Raw genomic sequence first — 23,328 nt, 5'->3', positions numbered from 1 at the left:
ATCTGCTGCACCTATGATCGGGCGCCTGGTGGTGGTCGGTCTGGGTTTGATCGGTGGTTCGTTTGCCAAAGGCTTGCGTGAAAGCGGTGTGTGCCGCGAAGTGGTCGGGGTCGATCTCGACCCGCAATCGCGCAAGCTGGCGGTCGAGTTGGGTGTGGTGGATCGCTGTGAAGACGACCTGGTGGCGGCTTGCCAGGGCGCGGACGTGATCCAGTTGGCGGTGCCGATCCTGGCCATGGAAAAACTGCTGGCCCGTCTGGCCGGCATGGATCTGGGGCAGGCGATCCTGACGGATGTCGGCAGTGCCAAGGGCAATGTAGTGCGTGCGGCGACCGAAGCGTTTGGCGGCATGCCGGCGCGCTTCGTGCCGGGCCATCCGATTGCCGGCTCCGAGCAGAGCGGGGTGGAAGCCTCCAACTCAGAGCTGTTTCGTCGTCACAAGGTGATTCTGACCCCGCTGGAGCAGACCGATCCGGCTGCGCTGGCGGTGGTTGATCGCTTGTGGCGCGAACTCGGTGCCGATGTCGAACACATGCAGGTCGAGCGCCACGATGAGGTGCTGGCGGCAACCAGTCATTTGCCGCACCTGCTGGCCTTCGGTCTGGTCGATTCGCTGGCCAAGCGCAATGAAAACCTTGAGATCTTCCGTTACGCTGCGGGCGGTTTCCGTGATTTCACAAGAATCGCCGGAAGCGACCCGGTCATGTGGCATGACATCTTTCTCGCCAACCGCGAGGCTGTCCTGCGCACACTCGATACATTTCGCAGCGACCTCGACGCCTTGCGCGACGCGGTCGATGCAGGGGATGGGCACCAATTGTTGGGCGTCTTCACGCGCGCCCGGGTTGCCCGCGAGCATTTCAGTAAAATCCTGGCCCGCAGGGCCTATGTGGACGCTATGAATTCCAACGATCTGATCTTCCTGGCTCAACCTGGTGGCCGCCTGTCCGGTCGGATTCGCGTACCGGGTGACAAATCGATTTCCCACCGTTCGATCATGCTCGGCTCCCTGGCTGAAGGTGTCACCGAAGTCGAAGGCTTCCTCGAGGGTGAGGACGCCCTGGCGACCCTGCAGGCGTTCCGCGACATGGGCGTGGTCATCGAAGGCCCGCATCACGGCCGCGTGACCATTCATGGTGTCGGCCTGCACGGTCTGAAACCTGCGCCGGGCCCGATCTATCTGGGCAACTCCGGTACTTCGATGCGTCTGCTGTCCGGCCTGCTGGCCGCGCAGGACTTCGACAGCACCCTGACCGGTGACGCTTCGCTGTCCAAGCGTCCGATGAATCGCGTCGCCAACCCGCTGCGGGAAATGGGCGCCGTGATCGAAACCGCTGCCGACGGTCGTCCGCCGATGACTATTCGTGGTGGTCACAAGCTCAAGGGCCTGACCTACACCATGCCGATGGCCAGTGCCCAGGTTAAGTCCTGCCTGCTGCTGGCGGGCCTGTATGCCGAAGGCAAGACAACTGTCACCGAGCCGGCTCCGACTCGTGACCACACCGAGCGCATGCTGCGCGGCTTTGGCTATTCGGTAAGCGTTAACGGTGCCACGGCATCGGTCGAGTCCGGTGGCAAGCTGACTGCGACCCACATTGAAGTGCCGGGCGACATCTCGTCTTCGGCGTTCTTCCTGGTGGCGGCGTCGATCGCCGAGGGTTCGGAACTGGTGCTCGAACACGTCGGCATCAACCCGACCCGTACCGGCGTGATCGACATCCTGCGCCTGATGGGCGCCGACATCACTCTGGAAAACCAGCGTGAAGTGGGTGGCGAGCCGGTTGCAGACCTGCGCGTGCGAGCAGCTAAACTCAAAGGTATCGAGATTCCGGAAGCGCTGGTCCCTCTGGCCATCGACGAGTTCCCGGTACTGTTCGTGGCGGCCGCCTGTGCCGAAGGGCGCACGGTGCTGACCGGCGCCGAAGAGCTGCGGGTCAAGGAATCGGATCGTATCCAGGTCATGGCGGACGGTTTGCTGGCGCTGGGCGTCAAGTGCGAACCGACCCCGGACGGCATCATCATCGACGGCGGCCAGATCGGCGGCGGCGAAGTGCACGGTCATGGCGATCACCGCATCGCGATGGCTTTCAGCGTGGCCTCGTTGCGCGCCACTGCACCGATCCGCATCCATGATTGCGCCAACGTCGCGACATCGTTCCCGAACTTCCTGACGCTGTGCGCGCAGGTCGGCATTCGTGTGGCGCAAGAGGCTCAGTCGTGAACAACATTGCTCCGGTCATCACCATCGATGGGCCAAGCGGCTCGGGCAAAGGCACCGTAGCCGGGATTCTGGCCAAGCGTCTGGGCTGGAATCTGCTGGATTCCGGCGCGCTGTATCGCTTGCTGGCGTTTGCAGCGCACAACCATGGTGTCGACCTGACCAATGAAGAGCTGCTGAAGAAGCTGGCCGCTCATCTGGATGTGCAGTTCATCGCGGCGACCGACGGTCAGTTGCAGCGCATCATTCTGGAAGGTGATGAAGTCAGCGATGTCATCCGCACCGAGAGCGTCGGTTCCGGCGCTTCCCAGGTGGCTGCATTGCCGGCTGTGCGCGAGGCGCTGCTGCAGCGCCAGCGCGCGTTCCAGGAAACGCCGGGCCTGGTGGCCGATGGTCGTGACATGGGAACGGTGGTATTTCCGAATGCGCCGCTGAAGATTTTCCTGACCGCGAGTGCCGAGGAGCGGGCGCGCCGTCGATATTTGCAGTTGAAGGGCAAAGTCGAGGGTGTTAGTCTGTCGAGTCTGCTAGATGAGATCCGTGCGCGTGACGAGCGCGATACCCAGCGAGCGGTGGCCCCGCTCAAACCGGCGGCCGACGCCATTCAGCTGGATTCCACGGAGTTGTCCATCGATCAGGTGCTGGAACGCATCATGAGCGAGATCGCCATTCGCGATATCGCCGGGTGACCAGGAAGGCCGCAGGGGACCAGTCATAGTCCTGCGGTGGCTTCCTTTAAATGAAACTGACCCGCATCGTCTGGGATGTGGAGACGGGCGTATTTTTCGCCCTAATCAACAGGAATTAAAATGAGCGAAAGCTTTGCGGAACTCTTTGAAGAAAGCCTAAAGACCCTGAACCTTCAGGCAGGCTCCATCATCACCGGTGTTATCGTTGATATCGATTACCAAGCTCGCTGGGTAACTGTTCACGCTGGCCTGAAGTCCGAAGCACTGATCCCTCTGGAGCAGTTCTACAACGACGCTGGCGAACTGAACATCAACGTCGGTGACGAAGTTCACGTTGCTCTGGACTCGGTTGAAGACGGTTTCGGTGAAACCAAGCTGTCCCGTGAAAAAGCCAAGCGCGCTGAATGCTGGATCGTTCTGGAAGCAGCCTTCGCAGCTGAGGAAGTGGTCAAGGGCGTTATCAACGGTAAGGTTAAAGGCGGCTTCACTGTCGACGTTAACGGCATCCGTGCGTTCCTGCCAGGTTCCCTGGTTGACGTCCGTCCAGTGCGCGACACCACGCACCTGGAAGGCAAAGAGCTGGAATTCAAGGTCATCAAGCTGGACCAGAAGCGCAACAACGTTGTCGTTTCCCGTCGCAGCGTCCTGGAAGCCGAGAACTCCGCCGAGCGTGAAGCTCTGCTGGAATCCCTGCAGGAAGGCCAGCAAGTCAAAGGTATCGTCAAAAACCTCACCGACTACGGCGCATTCGTCGACCTGGGTGGCGTGGACGGCCTGCTGCACATCACCGACATGGCGTGGAAGCGTATCAAGCACCCTTCCGAAATCGTCAATGTTGGCGACGAGATCGACGTCAAGGTTCTGAAATACGATCGCGAGCGCAATCGTGTTTCCCTGGGCCTGAAGCAACTGGGCGAAGATCCATGGGTTGCTATCAAAGCCCGTTACCCAGAAAGCACTCGCGTTACCGCTCGTGTAACCAACCTGACCGACTACGGCTGCTTCGCTGAGCTGGAAGAAGGCGTTGAAGGTCTGGTACACGTTTCGGAAATGGACTGGACCAACAAGAACATCCACCCTTCGAAAGTCGTACAAGTCGGCGACGAAGTGGAAGTCATGGTTCTGGACATCGACGAAGAGCGTCGTCGTATCTCCCTGGGCATCAAGCAGTGCAAGTCGAACCCATGGGAAGACTTCTCTGGCCAGTTCAACAAGGGCGACAAGATCTCCGGCACCATCAAGTCGATCACCGATTTCGGTATCTTCATTGGTCTGGACGGCGGCATCGACGGTCTGGTTCACCTGTCCGACATCTCCTGGAACGAAGTGGGCGAAGAAGCCGTGCGTCGTTTCAAGAAGGGCGACGAGCTGGACACCGTTATCCTGTCGGTTGACCCGGAGCGTGAGCGTATCTCCCTGGGTATCAAGCAGCTGGAAAGCGATCCGTTCTCCGAGTACGTCTCGGTTAACGACAAAGGCGCAATCGTTAAGGGCACTGTGAAAGAAGTTGACGCTAAAGGCGCCATCATCGTTCTGGCCGACGATATCGAAGCGACTCTGAAAGCCTCCGAAATCAGCCGTGACCGCGTTGAAGACGCGCGTAACGCTCTGAAAGAAGGTCAGGAAGTAGAAGCCAAGATCATCAGCGTTGATCGTAAGAGCCGTCAGATCAGCCTCTCCATCAAGTCGAAAGACGATGCTGAAGAGAAGGAAGCTATCCAGAGCCTGAACTCGGTTCAGGAGGCTCCAGCTGACACCACTATGGCTGCTCTGCTGAAGCAAGCAATGGCCAAACAGAACTAAGTTCTGTCTGTTCATGAAAAGGGCGACTTCGGTCGCCCTTTTTTGTGCCTGCGATTTGGTGCGTTGAAGTCCTTGTTCCTCGCAGATGAAACCATTCTCTTTGCCAAGTGGTCTGTTTCTTTAATCGGATCAATCGTCTATTCGCGACTAAGCTTGGTCTTGGGTGTGTAGTGGTCGGGCTGTGGCCTGACATAAGGAAGTGGATGAACAGGTTTATTCTTCTTGCGGCTGTGCTGGTTGTGGCGGGTTGCACCACAAGTGCCAAAACCCATGCCGTGCGTGGCGTCAGCGGTATAGAGATCGACTGTTCCGGATTGGGGTCAGGTTGGGAAAAATGCCAAAAGCGTGCGGCGAAGGAGTGCAAGGGGGCGGGTTATAAAGTGATTACTCGATCCGATGAGGCAAAAGATGAAGATGAGTTTCCTTTTGGCTTCAACCCTGCAGGCTACGTGACTCGTACCATGCTGGTGATGTGTCGCTGAGAGCTTTTGTTGGTGTGGATGTACGGTTTTTTTTCCGGGAAGCGGGCGTTTCGACGCTGAGGAAGATATGTCAATCCCTGGGCTGTTCAAAATCTTCCGGGCGTGCTAAAACCTTTCAAGCGCTGATCTAGCTGCTTGAAAAAGAAGGGAAAAATATGACGAAGTCGGAGTTGATCGAACGAATTGTCACCCATCAAGGGCTGCTCTCATCAAAAGATGTGGAGTTGGCCATCAAGACCATGCTTGAGCAAATGTCCCAATGTCTGGCCACGGGTGATCGTATCGAGATCCGTGGTTTTGGCAGCTTTTCCCTGCATTATCGCGCGCCGCGCGTAGGGCGTAATCCAAAGACCGGTCAGTCTGTCAGTCTCGACGGCAAGTTCGTTCCGCATTTCAAGCCGGGCAAAGAGTTGCGTGATCGGGTCAATGAGGAAGAGGAGGAGGGGCGTTGACAGTCGCAATTTTACAGGGAGTCTTCCATGCGTAACCTCAAACGCATACTTCTTGGTGTTTTCATTCTCCTGCTGGTGCTGGTGATACTGGCGTTTGTTCTGGAGAATCAGCAATCAATCTCGCTGATGTTTCTTGGCTGGGCTGGTCCGCAACTTCCAGTGTCTCTGATCATGGTTATCGCTTTGCTCGTCGGAATGCTGATCGGGCCGGTACTGGGCTGGTTTCTGGGGCGTTCTTCCAGGGCCGCTCGCAAGCTATTGGGGTGAAAAGCTGTGAATGGAGGTGTGATGAAATTGCACCGCTGCCTGTCCATATCCATTAGTAAAACGTTCATTAAGCTGTAAAATGCCGCGTTTGTTCGACAGCGGCATATTTGCATGCTGCTGAAAATTCGCTCTTAAAGAAGCCCCGCAAATCGGGCTTTTGCATTCATGGATCAGACAGTGCTCGGTTGGCGGCCCTGTCAGCACCTCAAGGGTATGGTTTCGCGTGAAAATTCTAGTAACCGGCGGTGCCGGGTTTATTGGCTCGGCAGTTATCCGTCACATCATTTCCAATACATCCGACTCCGTAGTGAACGTCGACAAGTTGACGTATGCCGGTAACCTTGAATCGCTGGCGCAAGTCAGTCACGACCCGCGTTATATTTTCGAGCATGTAGACATCTGTGATCGCGCAGAAATTGAACGTGTCATGCAAGCGCATCAGCCGGATGCGATCATGCATCTGGCGGCAGAGTCGCATGTCGATCGCTCGATTTCCGGTCCCTCCGAATTCATTCAGACCAATATCATTGGCACATACACCCTTCTAGAAGCTGCCCGACACTACTGGACGGGCCTGGAAGGTGATCGCAAATCAGCTTTTCGCTTCCATCACATTTCGACGGACGAAGTTTACGGCGATCTTGAAGGGCCGGAAGACCTATTCACCGAAGAAACGCCTTATCAGCCGAGCTCCCCCTATTCGGCGAGCAAGGCCAGCTCCGATCATCTCGTACGTGCGTGGGCCAGAACCTATGGACTGCCGACGCTGGTGACCAATTGCTCGAATAATTACGGCCCCTGCCATTTTCCCGAAAAACTGATCCCGCTGATCATTCTCAATGCATTGGAGGGCAAGCCGCTGCCGGTGTACGGCAAAGGCAATCAGGTACGTGACTGGCTCTATGTCGAAGATCATGCCCGTGCACTTTATAAAGTTGTAACCGAAGGTGAGGTTGGTGAGACCTATAACATCGGTGGTCATAACGAAAAGCAAAACATCGAAGTGGTGCACACGCTGTGTGCATTGCTTGACGAGATGCGGCCTGAGTCCGCACATCGCCCGCATGCCAGTCTGATCACCTACGTTCAGGATCGGCCCGGCCATGACCAGCGCTACGCGATCGATGCCAGCAAGATCCAGCGCGAGCTTGGCTGGACGCCGCAAGAAACCTTCGAAACCGGCATTCGTAAAACGGTCGAGTGGTACTTGAGCAATGCCGATTGGGTCGCCCATGTGAAAAATGGCAGCTACCAGCAGTGGATTGATCAGAACTACGCGGATCGTTCAGGCCAGTGATGAAAATTCTCTTGCTGGGAAAAAACGGTCAGGTGGGGTGGGAGCTGCAGCGCTCCCTTTCTCCGTTGGGAGAGCTGATCTCGCTGGATCGTCATGGCGAGGACGGTCTGTGTGGTGATTTGTCCGATCTTGTCGGCCTGCGAGCCACTCTTCGCCGTGTGCGTCCGGATATTATCGTCAATGCGGCGGCATACACGGCTGTGGACAAGGCAGAAGTCGAGACCGAACTGGCGGATTGTGTGAACGCGCAGGCTTGCCAGGTCATGGCTGAAGAAGCAGCGGCGCTGGATGCGTGGTTGATTCATTATTCGACCGACTACGTATTCAATGGGGAGGGATCGACACCCTGGGCAGAAACCGACGCGGTTGCCCCGCTGAATCGCTATGGGGTCAGCAAGGCTGTCGGTGAGCAGGTTATTATCGACTCGGGTTGCAAACACCTGATCTTCCGTACCAGTTGGTGTTATGGCGCCCGTGGCAGCAACTTCGCCAAGACCATGATGAGGCTGGCCAGGGAGCGCGACACGCTGAGCGTGATCGCGGACCAGATCGGCTCACCTACGGGGGCGGATCTGATTGCCGATGTCACGACGCTGGCTATTCGACGTGTCTTGCAGGCACCAGAGCTTGCCGGGGTTTACCACCTGGCGGCTGGCGGTGAAGTCTCATGGCATGGTTATGCGTCATTCGTGATCGACTTTGCCCGCAGCCATGGTGAGGCGATCGCGGTGACAACGATCAATGCGATTGAAACCAGTGCCTACCCAACCCCTGCACGCCGACCTTTGAATTCTCGTTTGAATACTCACAAGCTGTGCCGGGCCTTTTCTTTACACTTGCCGGATTGGCAAAGTGGTGTAACCCGAATGCTCAGGGAAATTCTCGACAAATGATCAAGACCAACCGTAAAGGCATCATTCTGGCCGGTGGTTCAGGCACACGTCTGCACCCGGTCACTCTTGGTGTATCCAAGCAATTGCTGCCGATCTATGACAAGCCGATGATTTTCTATCCGCTGTCGGTGCTCATGCTGGCGGGCATGCGTGAAATTCTGATCATCTCCACGCCTGAGGATCTGCCGAATTTCCGCAAGTTACTGGGTGACGGCAGCCTGTACGGTATCGAACTGAGTTATGCCGAGCAGCCAAGCCCGGACGGTCTGGCCCAGGCGTTTATCATTGGTGAAGAATTCATTGGTGATGATCCTTGCTGTCTGATCCTCGGCGACAACATTTTCTACGGGCAGTATTTTACCGAGAACCTGCGTTCGGCCAGCGCCCAGGCCTCGGGTGCTACCGTGTTCGGTTACCACGTTTCCGATCCGGAGCGTTTCGGGGTGGTGGAATTCGATGCAAACGGCTGTGCGTTGAGCATTGAAGAGAAGCCTCTCAAGCCGAAGTCCAATTACGCAGTTACCGGTTTGTATTTCTACGACAACCAGGTCGTGGAGATCGCAAAGAATATCAAGCCTTCGGAGCGTGGCGAGCTGGAAATCACCGACATCAACCGTGCGTATCTGGAGCAGAAGACGCTCAATGTCGAAATGTTGGGCCGCGGCTTCGCCTGGCTGGATACCGGTACGCATGATTCATTGCTCGAAGCGGGACATTTCGTGCATACCATTGAGCACCGCCAGGGGTTGAAAGTCGCCTGTCTCGAAGAAATTGCCTACAACAATGGCTGGATCAGCGCTGAGCAGGTCGCGGTACAGGCCGATCGCCTGATAAAAACCGGTTACGGACAGTACCTGCAAAAGCTGCTGGATCATCCTTCGTATTGAATGTGTTCTTTCCGTCGGTACGCAGGCTCGCAGGCTAATTGCCGAGTTATTAATTCATGGCTGTCGCGCTAGAATGGACGACATAACCTGGCAGTGTATTTGAAGTTTCGCAGGTCGATTCAACCTGTCTGCCCCTTGTGTGCTTTTTGAAGGGGATGGCCGGTACCTTCGGGTGGAAAGTGTCAGTGTACCCGCTGCTTGCAAGCGAACGGCGGGGGCAAAAAATTGCACTGATCTCAGTGCAGGAACGACTGGTAACATAACTGAGCCCACTTTCCTGATAACAATCGGCAGGAAAGGGGATTAAGGATTTAGAGCATGGAACTGATTCCCGTAATTTTGTCTGGTGGCGTAGGCAGCCGCCTGTGGCCTGTTTCTCGCGAGGCTCATCCCAAGCCTTTCATGGATCTGCCGGATGGTCAGAATCTGATTCAGAAGACGTTCCTTCGTGCTTCGCGTCTGGAAGGTGTCGTTGAGGTCCTCACGGTCACCAATCGTGAACTGCTGTTCAAGACTGAAGACGAGTACGGTGTAGTCAATACGGCCAAGCACGCTCAGGGTTTCATCCTCGAGCCCTTCGGGCGCAATACTGCAGCGGCCGTAGCAGCGGCGGCGCTGCAACTTGAGGCGACCCATGGTCCCGACGCGCACATGCTGGTGCTCGCAGCCGATCACCTAATCAAGGACGAAAAAGCTTTTGCGGCGGCGGTCGGTAAGGCCGTTGCGCTGGCCAGCAAGGGCTGGCTGGTCACGTTCGGTATTCAGCCGACCTATCCGGAAACCGGCTTCGGCTACATCGAGGCGCAGAAGGATGCTCCACTCGAGGGTGGCTTGAAGGTCGCGCGTTTTGTCGAGAAACCCAACCTGGAAACAGCCCAGGGATACGTGAGTGCCGGCAACTATTTCTGGAATTCCGGGATGTTCTGCTTCCGGGTGGGCACGGTACTGGAAGAGCTTCGCCAGCACGCGCCTGATGTCGTCGATGCCGTTGCCAAAACCATCGAAGCCTCGCGCCTGACATCCTCGAGCAAGTATCGCTGCCTGGCGCTGGAGGCTGAGCGTTTTGCCGAGGTTCCGGATATTTCCATCGACTACGCCCTGATGGAGCGCTCGACGAAAGTTGCGACCATTCCTTGCGATATTGGCTGGAGCGACATCGGTTCCTGGAACGCCGTGAGCGAACTGACCCCGGCTGACGAAAACGGTAACCGTTTCGAAGGTGAGGTTCTGTCCCATGGCTCACGCAACAACTACGTGAATAGTGAAGGACGCCTGACCGCCCTGGTCGGTGTGGAAGACCTGCTGGTCATCGACACGCCCGACGCGGTGATGATCGCCCACAAGGATCATGCTCAAGACGTCAAGCATATCGTCAACCAGCTCAAGGCCTGCAGCCACACCGTGCATTTGCTGCATCGCACGGTGCATCGTCCATGGGGCACTTACACTACCCTGGAAAACGGCGAGCGCTTCAAGATCAAGCGCATTGTCGTCAAGCCGAAAGCCTCTCTGTCCCTGCAGATGCATCACCATCGCAGCGAACACTGGATTGTCGTCAGCGGCATGGCAAAGGTGGTCAATGATCAGCAGGAGTTGATGCTCGACACCAACGAGTCGACGTTCATCCGTGCAGGTCACCGACACCGGCTGGAGAACCCGGGCATGATCGACCTGGTGCTCATCGAAGTGCAGAGCGGCGAGTATCTGGGTGAGGACGATATCGTTCGTTTTGAAGATATCTACGGACGCGTTGACAAGTAACAGCGTGCTGGCAGTCATAAGCCTGACCGGTGATTGTTCAACCGGTCAGGCTTATTTGCATGTGTCCACCCTCGACTTTAATTCCTATCGATGACGCACGACCCGTTCGAAATGTGTCGTCCCCGTTTCCCGGCTAGAGACCAGAATGCATACCCCTATCAAAACCCGCTGCTTCAAGGCTTATGACATCCGTGGCCAGGTGCCCACTGACCTCAATGAAGATGTGGCTTATCGGATTGGCCGCGCCATGGTCACCGAGCTGCAAGGCAAGAGCATCGTACTGGGGCGGGATATGCGGCTGGAAAGCCCGATGCTGGCCGAAGCAATGACCCGCGGTCTGCGCGAGGCCGGGGCAGAAGTCATTGATATCGGTTTGTGTGGCACCGAAGAAGTCTACTTCGCCACCAGCGCATTCGGTGCCGATGGCGGTGTGATGATCACCGCAAGTCACAACCCCAAAGGGTACAACGGCATGAAGCTGGTCAAGTCGCAGTCGCGACCGATCAGTGGCGATACAGGGCTGAATGCGATCCGAGACCGCGTGGAAAGTGGCGATCTCGGGCCCCTGGCAGACGAGCCTGGTACTGTTCGTCACGAGCTGGACAAGGGGCGCTACATTGCCCATCTGTTGACGTATATCGACGTTGCGGATCTGAAACCGCTGAAGGTCCTCGCCGATCCGGGCAACGGCGCCGCCGGCCCGGTACTGCAGGAACTGATCGACAAACTGCCCTTCGAGTGGGTGCTGATCAATGCCGAACCGGACGGTAACTTCCCCAACGGCGTGCCCAATCCACTGCTGCCGGAAAACCGCGAGCTGACGCGCCAGGCGCTGTTGGACAAGGGCTGTGACGTGGGTCTGGCCTGGGACGGCGACTTTGACCGCTGCTTCTTTTTCGACGAAACCGGTCGCTTCATCGAGGGCTACTATCTGGTCGGCCTGCTGGCGGAAATGCTGCTCAAGCAGCACCCGGGCAGCAAGATCATTCACGACCCGCGCCTGACCTGGAACACTATCGATCAGGTTGAGCAGGCCGGCGGCGTACCAGTCCTGTGCAAAACCGGGCATGCCTTCATCAAGGAGCGCATGCGCCTTGAGGATGCGATCTACGGCGGCGAAATGAGCGCCCACCACTATTTCCGCGACTTTGCCTACTGCGACAGCGGGATGATTCCGTGGTTGTTGGTGACAGCGCTGATGTCCACCACCGGCAAGACCCTGGCGCAACTGGTTGACGAGCGTATTGCGGCCTATCCATGCACCGGCGAAATCAACTATCGGGTCGACGATGTGCCGGCGATGTTGCAGAAGGTTCTTGAGCACTATTTGCCCCAGGGCCCGGTCCTCGACAGAACGGATGGCATCAGCGTTTCCTTTGCTGACTGGCGTTTCAACCTGCGCGGTTCCAACACAGAGCCACTGTTGCGGCTGAACGTTGAGTCCAGGGGCGATCAAGCGTTGATGTGGGCTCGACTGAAAGAGCTGGAAACGCTGATCAAGGGTGCATGAGACCTTCGGTCTCTTTGGTATTCAACGGCGCCCGTGCTTCGGTGAGCGAAACATCGGGGTGCGGTCGCGGGTTGTGAAATATCAATTCTATAGGTTCATATTTTGAAAACGGTTTTATTGCTAAGCACCTATCCGATCGTCAGCCCTCGCCACGGCGGCCAGGTCCGGGTTGCCAACATCGCGAAAACCTTCGAGGAAAAAGGCTGGAGCGTTACTCATCTGGCCGTTTATGAGCCTGAGGGTTACCCGCCGTCGACGTTGGGTTCCAATGACATCAGTTTTCCCGCCGGCAGCAGCTTTCGCAAATACAAGGGCACCTATGTGCCTTTGATCAACGATCTGCTTTCGGGGGAGTTCGCCGCCTCGGAGCAGGGCGGGTTTGCCGATATCCTCAAGAAGCTGCCTGCAGTGATTGACGTCATTCATGTCGAGCAGCCATGGCTGTGGCCGCTGGTCCTGAAGATCAAGCAACTGCCGCAATACAGTAATGCCTGCCTGATTTACGGGTCCCAGAACATCGAGGCGCCGCTGAAGCTGGAAATCCTCGACAGTTACGGGATCAAGGGTGCCGAGCCGGTCATTGCCGATATCGAAGCCCTTGAGCGCAAGGCTGCGCTGGAGGCTGATATTGCCGTGGCGGTAACGCAGGCGGATTACGACATCCTCAAGGCTTGGGGGGCAAAAATGCCGCTGTTGGCCCCTAACGGCATTGCACCCTGGACGGCCAAGACCGAGGTGCTCGAGAGCTGGAAGGCGCGTCTGCCCGAATCCCCCTGGATTCTCTATGTCGCCAGTGCTCATCCACCTAATTTCAAGGGTTTCAATGAGTGTCTGGGGAGTTCTCTGGCGTGCATTCCGCCTGACAGCAAGCTGGTGGTGGTCGGCAGTGTTTGCGAGCACCTGGAGTCGACGCTTCGGGACAGTCGCTGGGGGCAATTGAACCTGTCGCGCCTGCAACTTTTGTACATGCTGCCTGACGATGACCTGGATGCGGTGAAAACCCTCGCTCATGCGTTTCTGTTACCGATTCCCCATGGCGGCGGCTCGAACATCAAGACAGCGGAAGCCATTTATTCGGGCAAATACGTGGTCGGAACGGAGTCTGCGTTCCGCGGCTTCGAACAGCATCTGGATCTGCCGGAAATCAGTGTTGCCCGTACGCCGAACGAGTTTCACGCGGCGATCCGCAAGCGCCTGACCGGGCCGTCAACGATCGATGGCAACGGTCCGGACAGAGAGTCCCGGGAGTCATTGACCTGGGCCCGGAGCCTGGAATCGATCCCGCATGCAGCAACACAAGTCATTGAAAAGAAGGCGCAAGCATGACTACCTGGTTTGACGTAACGACCATCCTTGGCTGGCGGCGGCCGGCGGTAGGCATCATTCGTACCGAGGCGGAAGCGGCCGCTCATGCGCTCGAGTTGATTGCTGCCGGTGAGAGCGTGAAGTTTTGCTTCTACAGCCGTGCCACGGGCTATAGCGCCGTCGACGCCGCAGAGGTGGCCGCGACGCTCAAGCGAATCTCCGGTGCGCACGCTGCTGTGCCGGGCAAGGTTGCTGTGAGCAGCGCGAACAAGAGTTCGATCGAGGCTCGGCTGAAAGAGAAAGCGATAAAGGTGCTCAACCGCTTGCCGCCAAAACTCAGTGGGCGCATTTATCAGTTCTTCCAGTTGCGCCGTGTGTCAATGGTCGAGGCCGTGATTGCTCTTCGGCACATGCGGTCGGCTATCAAAGGAATCCTTAAGCCAGCCAACCGGTCTTACGTCTTTACGCCGTCGTCCGTCAAGGCAACGACGGACGGTCATCCATTCTCGAAGGGTGACAGCTACATTTCCGTGGGGCTGGACTGGGACAACAAGGATCTTCCGCATCTTTATGAGCTCAAGAAGAAGGTCGGACTACGCGTCATTCTCTTCTGCTACGACGTGATCCCGGTAAGGCTTCCCCATTTGTGCGTGGGTGATGTGGCGGCCAGGTTTGCCAACTATTTCACGGACGTCTCCTGGTGTGCGGACAAGATCCTTTGTATCTCGGAATGCACGCGCAAGGACCTGATCGCACTGCTCGAAGAGTTGGGCGCACCGGTCCCGCAAACGGCGGTGGTCAAGCTGGGGTGCCAGCTCTCGCATGAACTGAGCGATGACATCAGTGCTGACGTGAAAGCGTTGTTGAAAGAGCGTTTTGTACTGTTCGTTTCAACGATCGAGCGCCGCAAGAATCACGAGGTTCTTTACCGTGCCTATACGCGTCTGATTGATAGTGGCGTTCAGGATCTACCGAAACTGGTGTTTGTCGGAATGCCGGGCTGGGGTGTTGGTGACTTGCTGGCGGATATCCAGCTTGATCCGAGAACCAGGGACTACATCCGCATCCTGAACAATGTCTCGGATTCGGACCTCATGCATCTCTATCGTCATTGCATGATGACGGCATTTCCGTCGCTGTATGAAGGTTGGGGATTACCGGTTGCAGAGAGTCTGGCTGCCGGCAAATACTGCCTCGCTTCCAGTGCCGCGTCGATACCGGAAGTGGGTGGTGAACTGCTGGATTATCTGGAGCCGTGGGATGTCTCGGTATGGGTGGCGGAGCTGCAGAAATATGCGTTCGATCCGGCAGCGCTGGCTGCCAGGGAAGAGGCGATCAAGCGTGACTACAAGCCGGTGGCCTGGAAAGACACGGCGCAGTTTATCTTCGACAGTTTGAAATAAGGGCGGGCACAGCGATGTCTGTGCATTGCGGTGGAACAGCAGGGCTGATCCACCGCAATGGATTCACACGATGGTGTTGGTGTTGAACACGCTCAATGGTTGCAGCATGTCCGGGGTGCCCAACAGTTCCGGGTTGGCTGACCACTTTTCGATGATGGACGAAAAGTGCTCGACTGCCGAGAGGAGGACATTGGCCCGGAGTGCCGCAGGTGCGGCCTGTTCCAGCTTTCGTGCATAGTTTTGCGCAGTAAAGGTGGCCTGCGCCCATTTCTGCGCCTGCTTGCCGATCGCGTTGGCTGAAGTCTGGTCGCTACGAAGAGACAGGAAAATTTTCTTCAAGTCTTCGACTTCGTTCTCGACCGATATCTTCAGCACATATTCATCAGGGAGCTCGCTGTAGAAGCCGGTGTCCGTAACGATGGTGGCTTTGCCATAGAGCATGGCTTCGATGGCCGAGGCTGAAGCGGCTTCCAGGCTGGGCCAGCGCAGGCAACTGATGACATCCGCTTCCCGGATGGCCATGGACAGCGTTGCATCGTCGACTTCATTGGAAATGATCAGCTCCACGCCATTGTCATTTGCCAGTTCAGACAACCTTTTTTCAGTCTCTGGAAGAATCGCGCCAACCAGGCGGTAACGAACATTCGCTCGCAAGGAAGGGCAGCTGGCGATTGCCAGGATGCAGCTTTCAACGCGCTTGTTAAGGTTGACGTGACCAATGGTCAGGATATTCAGTTTGTTGCTGGTGGCTGGCAGCTCCGAATCGCTGGCTCCTGGCGCATCATAGGCCAGTGGTGTAACGAAAACCGGTCCCGGGCAAGCCGCCAGCACACGATCGCAACCCCAGTTGCTGTGCGTAATCACACAGGTCGCCATCGAGCTGATCCACTCTGTGAGCGGCGCTTCATCTCTCGTCTTGCTGATGAACACCGAGCCGTCATGAATCTGGAAGTATTCATCGGCAATCTTTGTTCCGTACCACTGGGTCAATATTCGATTGGCTTCTTCGCGCCTGTTTTGCGACCAGCCGAAAAACAGGTGTCCGAGGAAGAAGTCATGCAGGCAAACGATACCCGGAGCTTTTGCAAGCCAGGCAATTGCACCTTCATGAAATTCGTAGCTGTTGCCAATCTGATAGACGCAGCAGTCGGCGCTCTCGATTTCTCGAGTGATTTGCGAATCGTCCTCCCAGGGCAGCACTGTGCAGCCGAAATCATGAAGCTCGGTGGCTGAGACGTGCTGGCTTTCGGTACGAACCACGACAACTTCATGTTGGCTGGACAGGAGTTGGCGCACGACAAGTCGGGTCATTCGGCCGATAGCCGAGGTTTTGACCGCGGGTGTGAACATGACAAATTTCATTTCAGGAGCGCCTCGACAGTTTCTGGCCAATTAATGCCCAGGCTGTTCCACAATGCCTGAGCGCCTTCTCCGTACTGTCGGGTTCGAGCCTTGCTTTCATATGCAGCGCTCATCGCCTCGGCCAGACTTTCGGCAGTCGGTTCCGCTCTCCAGCCGGTTTCGCCAGGTTGCACCAAGCCGAGGATCCCGCCACTGTCGGTAGTTGTAATCAGCGCTTTGCGAGCTGTTGCCGCTTCCATGCTCACGTAGCCGAGCGAGTCCTCATCAAACGGAATATAGGCGACGGCAAGTGCACGATTGACATAGTCCACATAGGTAGCCCGGGGCAGGAAGCGCAGATCGAGCTTTACACGATCCTGCAGGCCAAACTGTTCAATGATGGCGTGCAGCTGTTGTGTATCGGCAGGAGACTCGGGTGGCCCGGCGATGATCATCTTGACTCGTCGATCCGCCTTGGCCAGTGCCTGTAGAAGCAGGAATTGGCGTTTCATGCCGTTTACCCGGCCGCCGGCAAAGATGTAGTCATCAGACTCGCCACCGGTGAACACTTCCGGATCGTTGACCGGAGGAAGTAGTACCTTGGAGTCAAACCCGTTGTATTTGAGCAGTCGCTGTCGGGTGACTTCGGAGTTGGTGTAGATGTGTCGGCTCTCGGCGAAACTTTCATTATCCGCATGCGCAATTGCCTTGCGAATGTCCGCGCCTTGCTGGCCTGGTGGCAGATTGGTCTGACCGGCATCATACAAGTCATAGGCTTGCCGGTATTGGTGAAGCAGCCACAGCGATTTGCGGTGATGCCGAACCAGATACGCCGGAAACTTCAAGGCAATGACGTGATCGGTATTGGCGATTTCAGGGTGCGCGCCAACAGCATTTGCGAGGGAATGCGCGTCGAAGGTTCCCATTGAAACGGGATTCGCAGGATTTCCGCATCATGGCCGGCAATGATCAGATTCTTCTGCAGGTTGACAGCCAGCTCTTCGGCACCGCCCCAAATGAATGGCGCCATGTTGTTTACGATTAATACTTTCATGCCAAAAGACGCTCCAGCACCTGCGACCATGAAATTTTCAAGTCGACCAATCGCTGTCTGGCGTTCTTGCCCATTGCTTCTGTCACGTTTTTATCCCGGTACAGTTTGTCCATGGCGCGAGCCAGTGATTCGGGAGTCGGTTCTGCGATGTAGCCGTTGTAACCGTCCTGAATCAGTTCAAGCACGCCACCGGAATCGGAAGTGGTCAGGACAGCTTTTTGTGCGTGGCTGGCCTCCAGGCTCGGATACCCGTAGGAATCTTCGTCGATCGGCAGGTAAGCGGCGGCCAAGCACTGAGATAAGTGCTCCACTTTTTCCTCTTCCGTGATCCAGCGGTCTTCGACAATCACACGATCAGCGACATTGCATGCCTGGGCCTTCTGTTGAAGCGCAATGCCATAGTCCGGGCTCGCGCCAGTACCCATGATCCGCAAACGAACCGGTTCCTTGGTGTAGCTGAGGGCTTCGATAAGCAAGTGCTGGCGCTTGTAGTGTTCCAGGCGGCAGATGCATACGATCTCGTCGTTGTATCCGGCACTGAAAAAACGCTCCGGTTCGAACACCGGCGGGTACAGCACTTCACTCTCTACGCCGTTGAAGGTCTTGAGACGCTCGGAGACAACCTTCGAGTTGGTGAAAACTGTCTTTGCTTCACCCATTGCCCGGGTGTCCACGTCAATCAGGGATTCGCGGATGGCGCGGTTGTGCGCGGTGTCCGGGAAATCACGATAAGGCGAGTCCCACAGGTCGTAGAAGGTACGGATGTGGTGAATGAACCAGAGAATCTTGTGTGGATGCGGTATCAGATGGGCCTGCGGCCGGAAGCAAATTATCCGGTCTGCCGCCTGAAGATCGACCCAGCGCAGCGCCATCATCTGCTGAAACAGGATATCCGGAGGCGAGTCGAGTTCCGGCAGGTAAACGACTTCCACCTGGTGTCCGGCTTCGGTCAGTGTCGAGGCCAGCCAGTCGACGATATTTCTTCCACCGCCCCTGATGAAGGGCATGAACGAGGAGCAAAGGGCGATTTTCATCAGGCCGCGAGGACCTCGCGCAGGCTCGCCGCAATTCTGATGATGTCTTCGCGGGTCAGATCCTGATGCGTCGGCAGGTTGATGCCGCGGCCGGACCACAGGTCTGCTACCGGGTAGGTGTTGTCTTCCTTGTAAGGCGGCAGGACGTGCATCGGGTAGAAGACCGGACGGGTTTCGATGCCCATTGCATCCAGTTTCTGCATGACTGCGTCACGTTTGTGCTCATCACCGTCCGCCAGGAAGATGTTGTACATCCAGAAGACCTGCTTGGCCCACGACGCCTCGGTCGGCAGGACGATCTTGTCCTTGAGGTCTGCCAGCGCTTCGTTGTACCAGCCGGCCAGGCGTTCGCGATCGGCAAGTGCAGTATCGATGTTCTCCATCTGGGCCAGACCAATGGCCGCCTGGATGTTGGTCATACGGTAGTTGTAACCGACTACCGGGAACCAGTAGCGACGATTCGGATCCATGCCTTGACCACGGAACAGGCGCAGCTTGGCGGCGAGTTCGTCGTCATTGGTGGTGATCATGCCGCCTTCGCCGGTGGTAATGATCTTGTTGCCGAAAAAGCTGAAGGTCGCGCAAGTGCCCAGGCTGCCCACCTTGCTGCCCTTGACTTCGGCACCGTGAGCCTCGGCGGCGTCCTCGACGACCCACAGATTGTGCTTGCGGGCGATTTCGTTGACGACGTCCATCTGTGCCGGATGACCATAGAGGTGCACCGGGATGATGCCTTTGGTCTTGGCAGTGATCTTGCTTTCGATCGTTTGCGGATCGATGTTCATGGTATCTGCGCACACATCCACCAGTACCGGAGTCGCGCCGCAATAGCGTACGGCGTTGGCCGTTGCGATGTAGGTCACGGTAGGGATGATCACTTCATCGCCAGGTTGCAGGTCAAGTACGACCAGGGCCAGGTGCAGAGCGGTGGTGCCGTTGTTGGTGGCGATCGCATGCTTGACGCCACAGAACGCGGCGAAGCTTTCTTCGAAGGCGGTGATGTACTTGCCGTTGGACGAGATCCAGTTTGTATCCAGGCAATCGAGCACGTAATTGCGTTCGTTTCCAGCGAGTTTTGGTTGTGCAACGGAAATACGTTTCATGTCTCTTCCTTCAAAATTTGTTCAAAGCTTTGGCAGGCACACCCACAACCGTGACTGCTGAATCGATATTCGAAATGACGACGCTGCCGGCACCGACCATGACGGACTCACCGATGTGAATTTCCGGAATGACTTTGCTGCCGACACCGACGAAACTCAAGTTGCCTACGTGCACATTGCCGGCCAGGGCGCACTGGGGGGCAATGTGAGCCGCTAGCCCGATCACGCAATCGTGATCGATGGTTGCGCCGGTGTTGATGATGCAAAGGTCGGATATGACCGCCTCGGCATTGATCACCGCTCCTGCCATCACAGCGATACCGGTCCCCAGTCTGGCCGAAGGGGAAACCACGGCTGCGGGGCTGATGGCGTTCACCAGTTTGAAGCCCGTCTCAGTGGTTTTTTTCGCCAGTTTGTTCCGGACGTTGTTTGACCCGATGGCAATGAATGCTCTCTCGTACCCATCCTTGTACAGCGCCGACAGGTGGTCATCGCTTTTCAGTACCGGGATGCCCAGACAGGTGTCCGGACTGTCCGGATTGCCGACGCACCAGGCCACTTTCTCGCCCTGGGCGTGCAAGAGCTCGATGCAGACTTTTGCATGTCCGCCGGCCCCTACAACGATGATTTCAGACTTCATGTGTCAGTCCTTTCGGCGTGAGTCCACTCCGGGCGGTGAAACAGCAGATTGACCGAGTCAGTGCGCAACAGTTGTTCGGTCGACCAGTTTTCAAGGGCGCCGGTACGCTCATTGATAACGCTGAACACAAGCCCGGTAGCCGTGAAATGATTGAGCCAGTTTTCGAGACTTATCGTATTTCGCTTCAGGTGGGAGCGACCCAGTTCAACGATAAGCAGCATTTGTGGGTTGGCAGCGAGCAGGCGTCGTGCACCTTTCATGACGTCGATTTCGGCGCCTTCCGCGTCGATTTTCAGCAATTTTGCAGTCAGATCTGCCGGCAGAAACTCGTCCAGGGTAATGGTCGAAATATCCACGGATGTTGTCGGCGCAAACGTTGGGGTTTCCAGTGCATAGAGTGAGTGGTGGCCGCTGGTAGCACCAAGATGCAGTTTGTGGCTGCCTGCCGTGTCGGAAAGTGCGTAGTGGGAGATTTCACTGATGGATGAAAAACCGTTGAGCCACAGGTTTCTCTCCAGCAGTTTGCGGGTCGGTTCGAATGGCTCGAAAGCGAAGATCCTGCCTTGTCCCGACATGGCTCGTGCGGCGGCTATCGAGTGCATTCCGATATTGGCGCCGACATCGATATAGACATCACCGGGCTTGATGATGCGTTCGATCAGAATCCGTGTTCCAGGCTCAAGCTCTCCTGCTTCCATCAGGTTGGCCAGCAGAGCGTGATCCCGGGCGCCGCAGAGCATGTAGCCGACTGCAGTTTTGACCAGTGTTTCATCTGGTCCGGAGTTGATGGCGATGCGGTTGACATCGAGCAATGCATATTGCTCGATTCGATCGAGTTGCGGGCCGGCTTTTTCCACCGGGAGCTGGCTGGCGAAAAGCTCACGCGACAGGGAAGCCTGGACATTCGTCGCGTTGGTCAGTCGTTGAAGCTCCAGCATGACTTGCTGGGTTTGTTCGCGCTGTTGTTCCTGCAGGGTCGCAAATGACTGCTGGAGGGTGGCGAACTCTTGCAGCATGTCCTGGCGGATCGTGGCATTCAAATAGTTGCGCAGGCGGAAGAGCGCCGGACGCGTGAAAGGCCGGGTGGCGCGGAAAGCGCTCTGGGCGATCCGCCGAAGTGTCTGCTTGATGTGATGGCGCAGAATCTGGCTCATGGCAGGTGAGGTTGCATGAGGGATATCACTGGCAGCGCTGGAGACATCAATCTCGACATCGGTCGGCGCGCTGATGACAGGATGGGAAGCTGCGCGCGCGCGCAAGCGCTTCGACGCAATCGAAAAGGCCGCTTCGATTTCCACACCATTGCGCTTAATGCTGTTCATTAGCTTCAAGCTCCAAAGTAGGCTGTGGTGACCGTTGTCGGGTCTCCATCCATTTTTATCTTGCCGTGCTCCAGCCACAGCACACGATTACAGGTGTGCATGACCAGTTCACGGGAGTGGCTGGCAATCACCAGAATGTTGGTCGACTTCACCAGCTCGTTCATGCGGATCTCGGCCTTGTGCTTGAAGCCTTCGTCACCCACCGATAGCCATTCGTCCATCAACAGGATTTCCGGTTTGATCGTGGTCGAGACGGCGAAGGCCAGGCGCAGGTGCATGCCCGAGGAATAGGTACGGATCGGCATGTCGACAAAGTCACCCAGCTCGGAAAACTCAATGATCTCGTCGAGCTTTTCGGTGATCTGTGCCTTGGTCATGCCCAGAATGCCACCGCGCAGGTAGATGTTCTCCCGCCCGGTAGCCTCGGGATCCGTTCCCAGGGAAATGTCGATCAGGGAACCGATCTCTCCATCGATTCGAGCGGTGCCCGATGATGGCTCATAGACACTGCTGAGCAGGCGCAGCAGCGTACTCTTGCCAGCGCCGTTATGGCCCAGCAGCCCGACCCGGTCACCGTCACGCAAGGTGAAGGTCAGGTCTTCGAGCGCTCTGACGATGACGCGACCCTGTTGGTCCGCGCCCAATTGTCCACCGGTGGCAACCTGAATCAGGCGTTTCTTCAGGGAACGGCCGTTAGCGTTGTAGATCGGAAAATCCACACAAACATTTTTGAATTCGATCAGCGACATTAGGAGTTCTTCTTAGAGCCAGTAAGCGATGCGGCGCTTGTAACGACCGTAGACCACGAGCGCAACGACCCAGCCGACAGCGGCCATGCCCAGGGAAACCCACCAGTTGGTGGCGGTTGGCAACTGCCCGATCAGTGGGGAGCGGACGATCGACATGATGTGGTAGACCGGATTCAGGTCAAGCAGGTAAAGCCCGGCCCTTTGAGGCAGCAAGCTCGGCATCCACATGATCGGTGTTAGGTAGAACACTACTTGCAACAAGCTTCCGACAATCTGAGGCAGGTCACGATAGCGGGCGCAAAGGATGCCCAGCAGCAAGGCGATCCACGTCAGGTTCAGCAGCGCCAACAAAAGGCCGGGAATACTGATGAACGCCAGCCAGGTAAGAGGCTTGCTGACGGCAAGCAGTACCAGTGGGAAGATCACGATGTTGTGGCCCAGGATCAGGATGTTTCGCCAGATCATGCGAAGAATGTGGGTGAACAAAGGGATCGGCAATTGCTTGATGATGCCTTCGGCAGCGATGAAGCCGGTACAACCCTCGGTGATGACCGAGGACATGAAGCTCCAGAGAATCATGCCGATGGCGAGAAACGGAAGGAACTCGTGCATGGGGGAGTTGAAGATCTGGCCGAACACTAGCCCGATGGTCCCGATCATCACGCCCATGCTGATCGTCAGCCAGAATGGGCCCAGTGCCGACCTTCTATAGCGCTGCCGGACGTCTTGCCAGCCTAGCATCCCTACCAGAGCGTATCGTTTTGTCGCAGCGACGATATCCGACAGCGCGATACTTACAGAACCATTGCGCATTAATAGCACCAGATTAGTGATCAAAAAAACACGCCATTTTAGGCCGGGGGCAGAGGAGTGTCACTCTTTCTGCATTATTTCTTTAGGGTTCGTAGAGTACTGGGGTGGGAATCGTTGTGGGCTGTTCAAGTCCCTGAATTTCAAAAGGGCAGCTTTTCAAGGAGCACTGTGTTGCGGTTGCTCTGTTTGAAGTGCGACTAGCAGAAATTGCAGCCAGTCAATGCCGGCACTATGTATACGGTTACGTCTTGAACGCAGGTTGGGTATCGTCGTTCAGGGCCGCATTCTGTATGATCTGCAAGAAT

Annotated in this window: 22 protein-coding genes; 13 read left to right on the top strand and 9 right to left on the bottom strand. The window is 56.6% G+C overall.

Annotated features, from left to right (window positions below; translation table 11 throughout):
- Window positions 1-13: 13 nt before the first annotated feature.
- The 13 genes from R1A29_RS19945 to R1A29_RS19885 all read left to right on the top strand — a co-directional run bounded on the left by R1A29_RS19945 (window position 14) and on the right by R1A29_RS19885 (window position 14,967).
- Entirely contained in the window at window positions 14-2,221 is a 2,208-nt protein-coding gene (locus tag R1A29_RS19945) for a bifunctional prephenate dehydrogenase/3-phosphoshikimate 1-carboxyvinyltransferase (protein ID WP_438302071.1), read from the top strand.
- The gene (gene cmk, locus R1A29_RS19940) at window positions 2,218-2,907 is read left to right on the top strand and encodes a (d)CMP kinase (protein WP_007950916.1); all 690 of its coding nucleotides are present in this window, start codon (window positions 2,218-2,220) and stop codon (window positions 2,905-2,907) included. The genes R1A29_RS19945 and cmk overlap by 4 nt, the downstream gene beginning before the upstream one ends.
- 120 nt (window positions 2,908-3,027) lie before the next feature.
- Window positions 3,028-4,710 (top strand): 30S ribosomal protein S1, encoded by a 1,683-nt coding sequence (gene rpsA / locus R1A29_RS19935; protein ID WP_438299351.1) that lies wholly within the window; start codon window positions 3,028-3,030, stop codon window positions 4,708-4,710.
- A 203-nt stretch (window positions 4,711-4,913) separates the two neighbouring features.
- Window positions 4,914-5,192: a hypothetical protein gene (locus R1A29_RS19930; RefSeq protein WP_438299350.1), complete on the top strand. Its 279-nt coding sequence runs from the start codon at window positions 4,914-4,916 to the stop codon at window positions 5,190-5,192.
- A gap of 155 nt (window positions 5,193-5,347) precedes the next feature.
- Window positions 5,348-5,644: an integration host factor subunit beta gene (gene ihfB, locus R1A29_RS19925; protein ID WP_427577973.1), complete on the top strand. Its 297-nt coding sequence runs from the start codon at window positions 5,348-5,350 to the stop codon at window positions 5,642-5,644.
- 27 nt (window positions 5,645-5,671) lie between these two features.
- Complete coding sequence (locus R1A29_RS19920) at window positions 5,672-5,911, top strand: LapA family protein (protein WP_438299349.1); 240 nt, start codon at window positions 5,672-5,674, stop codon at window positions 5,909-5,911.
- 223 nt (window positions 5,912-6,134) lie between these two features.
- Window positions 6,135-7,208: a dTDP-glucose 4,6-dehydratase gene (gene rfbB, locus R1A29_RS19915; protein WP_438299348.1), complete on the top strand. Its 1,074-nt coding sequence runs from the start codon at window positions 6,135-6,137 to the stop codon at window positions 7,206-7,208.
- Window positions 7,208-8,101: a dTDP-4-dehydrorhamnose reductase gene (gene rfbD, locus R1A29_RS19910; RefSeq protein WP_438299347.1), complete on the top strand. Its 894-nt coding sequence runs from the start codon at window positions 7,208-7,210 to the stop codon at window positions 8,099-8,101. The genes rfbB and rfbD overlap by 1 nt, the downstream gene beginning before the upstream one ends.
- The gene (gene rfbA / locus R1A29_RS19905; protein ID WP_438299346.1) at window positions 8,098-8,988 is read left to right on the top strand and encodes a glucose-1-phosphate thymidylyltransferase RfbA; all 891 of its coding nucleotides are present in this window, start codon (window positions 8,098-8,100) and stop codon (window positions 8,986-8,988) included. Before rfbD ends, rfbA begins: the two co-directional genes overlap by 4 nt.
- Before the next feature lie 318 nt (window positions 8,989-9,306).
- Window positions 9,307-10,749, top strand: a complete 1,443-nt coding sequence (locus R1A29_RS19900) for a mannose-1-phosphate guanylyltransferase/mannose-6-phosphate isomerase (protein WP_438299345.1) — start codon at window positions 9,307-9,309, stop codon at window positions 10,747-10,749.
- 145 nt (window positions 10,750-10,894) lie between these two features.
- Window positions 10,895-12,259, top strand: coding sequence for a phosphomannomutase (locus tag R1A29_RS19895; protein WP_438299344.1), 1,365 nt, complete (start codon window positions 10,895-10,897; stop codon window positions 12,257-12,259).
- A gap of 102 nt (window positions 12,260-12,361) precedes the next feature.
- Complete coding sequence (locus R1A29_RS19890; protein WP_438299343.1) at window positions 12,362-13,585, top strand: hypothetical protein; 1,224 nt, start codon at window positions 12,362-12,364, stop codon at window positions 13,583-13,585.
- Window positions 13,582-14,967 carry a glycosyltransferase family 4 protein gene (locus R1A29_RS19885; protein ID WP_438299342.1) on the top strand — a complete coding sequence of 462 codons (1,386 nt, stop codon included), beginning with the start codon at window positions 13,582-13,584 and terminating at the stop codon, window positions 14,965-14,967. Before R1A29_RS19890 ends, R1A29_RS19885 begins: the two co-directional genes overlap by 4 nt.
- A gap of 63 nt (window positions 14,968-15,030) precedes the next feature.
- Here the strand turns inward: R1A29_RS19885 and R1A29_RS19880 are convergent, their stop codons facing one another.
- From R1A29_RS19880 to R1A29_RS19840, 9 genes are read right to left on the bottom strand one after another with little or no spacing between them, the layout of a single operon-like run.
- On the bottom strand, window positions 15,031-16,329 hold the full coding sequence (locus R1A29_RS19880; protein ID WP_438299341.1) for a glycosyltransferase: 1,299 nt from the start codon (window positions 16,327-16,329) through the stop codon (window positions 15,031-15,033).
- Complete coding sequence (locus R1A29_RS19875) at window positions 16,326-17,234, bottom strand: glycosyltransferase family 4 protein (RefSeq protein ID WP_438299340.1); 909 nt, start codon at window positions 17,232-17,234, stop codon at window positions 16,326-16,328. Before R1A29_RS19875 ends, R1A29_RS19880 begins: the two co-directional genes overlap by 4 nt.
- A complete protein-coding gene (locus R1A29_RS19870) occupies window positions 17,150-17,362 on the bottom strand; it encodes a hypothetical protein (protein WP_438299339.1) in 213 nt (70 codons plus the stop codon). Before R1A29_RS19870 ends, R1A29_RS19875 begins: the two co-directional genes overlap by 85 nt.
- Window positions 17,359-18,396, bottom strand: coding sequence for a glycosyltransferase family 4 protein (locus tag R1A29_RS19865; protein WP_438299338.1), 1,038 nt, complete (start codon window positions 18,394-18,396; stop codon window positions 17,359-17,361). Before R1A29_RS19865 ends, R1A29_RS19870 begins: the two co-directional genes overlap by 4 nt.
- Window positions 18,396-19,499, bottom strand: coding sequence for a DegT/DnrJ/EryC1/StrS family aminotransferase (locus R1A29_RS19860; protein ID WP_438299337.1), 1,104 nt, complete (start codon window positions 19,497-19,499; stop codon window positions 18,396-18,398). The genes R1A29_RS19865 and R1A29_RS19860 overlap by 1 nt, the downstream gene beginning before the upstream one ends.
- 10 nt (window positions 19,500-19,509) lie before the next feature.
- Window positions 19,510-20,139 carry an acetyltransferase gene (locus tag R1A29_RS19855; protein WP_438299336.1) on the bottom strand — a complete coding sequence of 210 codons (630 nt, stop codon included), beginning with the start codon at window positions 20,137-20,139 and terminating at the stop codon, window positions 19,510-19,512.
- Window positions 20,136-21,461 carry an FkbM family methyltransferase gene (locus R1A29_RS19850; protein ID WP_438299335.1) on the bottom strand — a complete coding sequence of 442 codons (1,326 nt, stop codon included), beginning with the start codon at window positions 21,459-21,461 and terminating at the stop codon, window positions 20,136-20,138. Before R1A29_RS19850 ends, R1A29_RS19855 begins: the two co-directional genes overlap by 4 nt.
- Before the next feature lie 5 nt (window positions 21,462-21,466).
- Entirely contained in the window at window positions 21,467-22,210 is a 744-nt protein-coding gene (locus R1A29_RS19845; protein ID WP_085730537.1) for an ABC transporter ATP-binding protein, read from the bottom strand.
- A 12-nt stretch (window positions 22,211-22,222) separates the two neighbouring features.
- On the bottom strand, window positions 22,223-23,047 hold the full coding sequence (locus tag R1A29_RS19840) for an ABC transporter permease (protein WP_438299334.1): 825 nt from the start codon (window positions 23,045-23,047) through the stop codon (window positions 22,223-22,225).
- Window positions 23,048-23,328: the final 281 nt, after the last annotated feature.

Origin of the sequence: Pseudomonas sp. NMS19W (assembly GCF_051554255.1) — a bacterium.
Classification (GTDB): Bacteria; Pseudomonadota; Gammaproteobacteria; order Pseudomonadales; family Pseudomonadaceae; genus Aquipseudomonas; species Aquipseudomonas kribbensis.
This window is presented reverse-complemented; position numbering and strand designations above follow the sequence as displayed.

Excerpts from the sequence above, each read along its gene's own strand:
- R1A29_RS19945 (WP_438302071.1), top strand. The coding sequence starts at position 14 with ATGATCGGGCGCCTGGTGGTGGTCGGTCTGGGTTTGATCGGTGGTTCG.
- rpsA (WP_438299351.1), top strand. The coding sequence starts at position 3,028 with ATGAGCGAAAGCTTTGCGGAACTCTTTGAAGAAAGCCTAAAGACCCTG.
- R1A29_RS19930 (WP_438299350.1), top strand. The coding sequence starts at position 4,914 with ATGAACAGGTTTATTCTTCTTGCGGCTGTGCTGGTTGTGGCGGGTTGC.
- ihfB (WP_427577973.1), top strand. The coding sequence starts at position 5,348 with ATGACGAAGTCGGAGTTGATCGAACGAATTGTCACCCATCAAGGGCTG.
- R1A29_RS19920 (WP_438299349.1), top strand. The coding sequence starts at position 5,672 with ATGCGTAACCTCAAACGCATACTTCTTGGTGTTTTCATTCTCCTGCTG.
- rfbD (WP_438299347.1), top strand. The coding sequence starts at position 7,208 with ATGAAAATTCTCTTGCTGGGAAAAAACGGTCAGGTGGGGTGGGAGCTG.
- rfbA (WP_438299346.1), top strand. The coding sequence starts at position 8,098 with ATGATCAAGACCAACCGTAAAGGCATCATTCTGGCCGGTGGTTCAGGC.
- R1A29_RS19900 (WP_438299345.1), top strand. The coding sequence starts at position 9,307 with ATGGAACTGATTCCCGTAATTTTGTCTGGTGGCGTAGGCAGCCGCCTG.
- R1A29_RS19895 (WP_438299344.1), top strand. The coding sequence starts at position 10,895 with ATGCATACCCCTATCAAAACCCGCTGCTTCAAGGCTTATGACATCCGT.
- R1A29_RS19885 (WP_438299342.1), top strand. The coding sequence starts at position 13,582 with ATGACTACCTGGTTTGACGTAACGACCATCCTTGGCTGGCGGCGGCCG.
- R1A29_RS19880 (WP_438299341.1), bottom strand. The coding sequence starts at position 16,329 with ATGAAATTTGTCATGTTCACACCCGCGGTCAAAACCTCGGCTATCGGC.
- R1A29_RS19875 (WP_438299340.1), bottom strand. The coding sequence starts at position 17,234 with ATGGGAACCTTCGACGCGCATTCCCTCGCAAATGCTGTTGGCGCGCAC.
- R1A29_RS19870 (WP_438299339.1), bottom strand. The coding sequence starts at position 17,362 with ATGAAAGTATTAATCGTAAACAACATGGCGCCATTCATTTGGGGCGGT.
- R1A29_RS19865 (WP_438299338.1), bottom strand. The coding sequence starts at position 18,396 with ATGAAAATCGCCCTTTGCTCCTCGTTCATGCCCTTCATCAGGGGCGGT.
- R1A29_RS19860 (WP_438299337.1), bottom strand. The coding sequence starts at position 19,499 with ATGAAACGTATTTCCGTTGCACAACCAAAACTCGCTGGAAACGAACGC.
- R1A29_RS19855 (WP_438299336.1), bottom strand. The coding sequence starts at position 20,139 with ATGAAGTCTGAAATCATCGTTGTAGGGGCCGGCGGACATGCAAAAGTC.
- R1A29_RS19850 (WP_438299335.1), bottom strand. The coding sequence starts at position 21,461 with ATGAACAGCATTAAGCGCAATGGTGTGGAAATCGAAGCGGCCTTTTCG.
- R1A29_RS19845 (WP_085730537.1), bottom strand. The coding sequence starts at position 22,210 with ATGTCGCTGATCGAATTCAAAAATGTTTGTGTGGATTTTCCGATCTAC.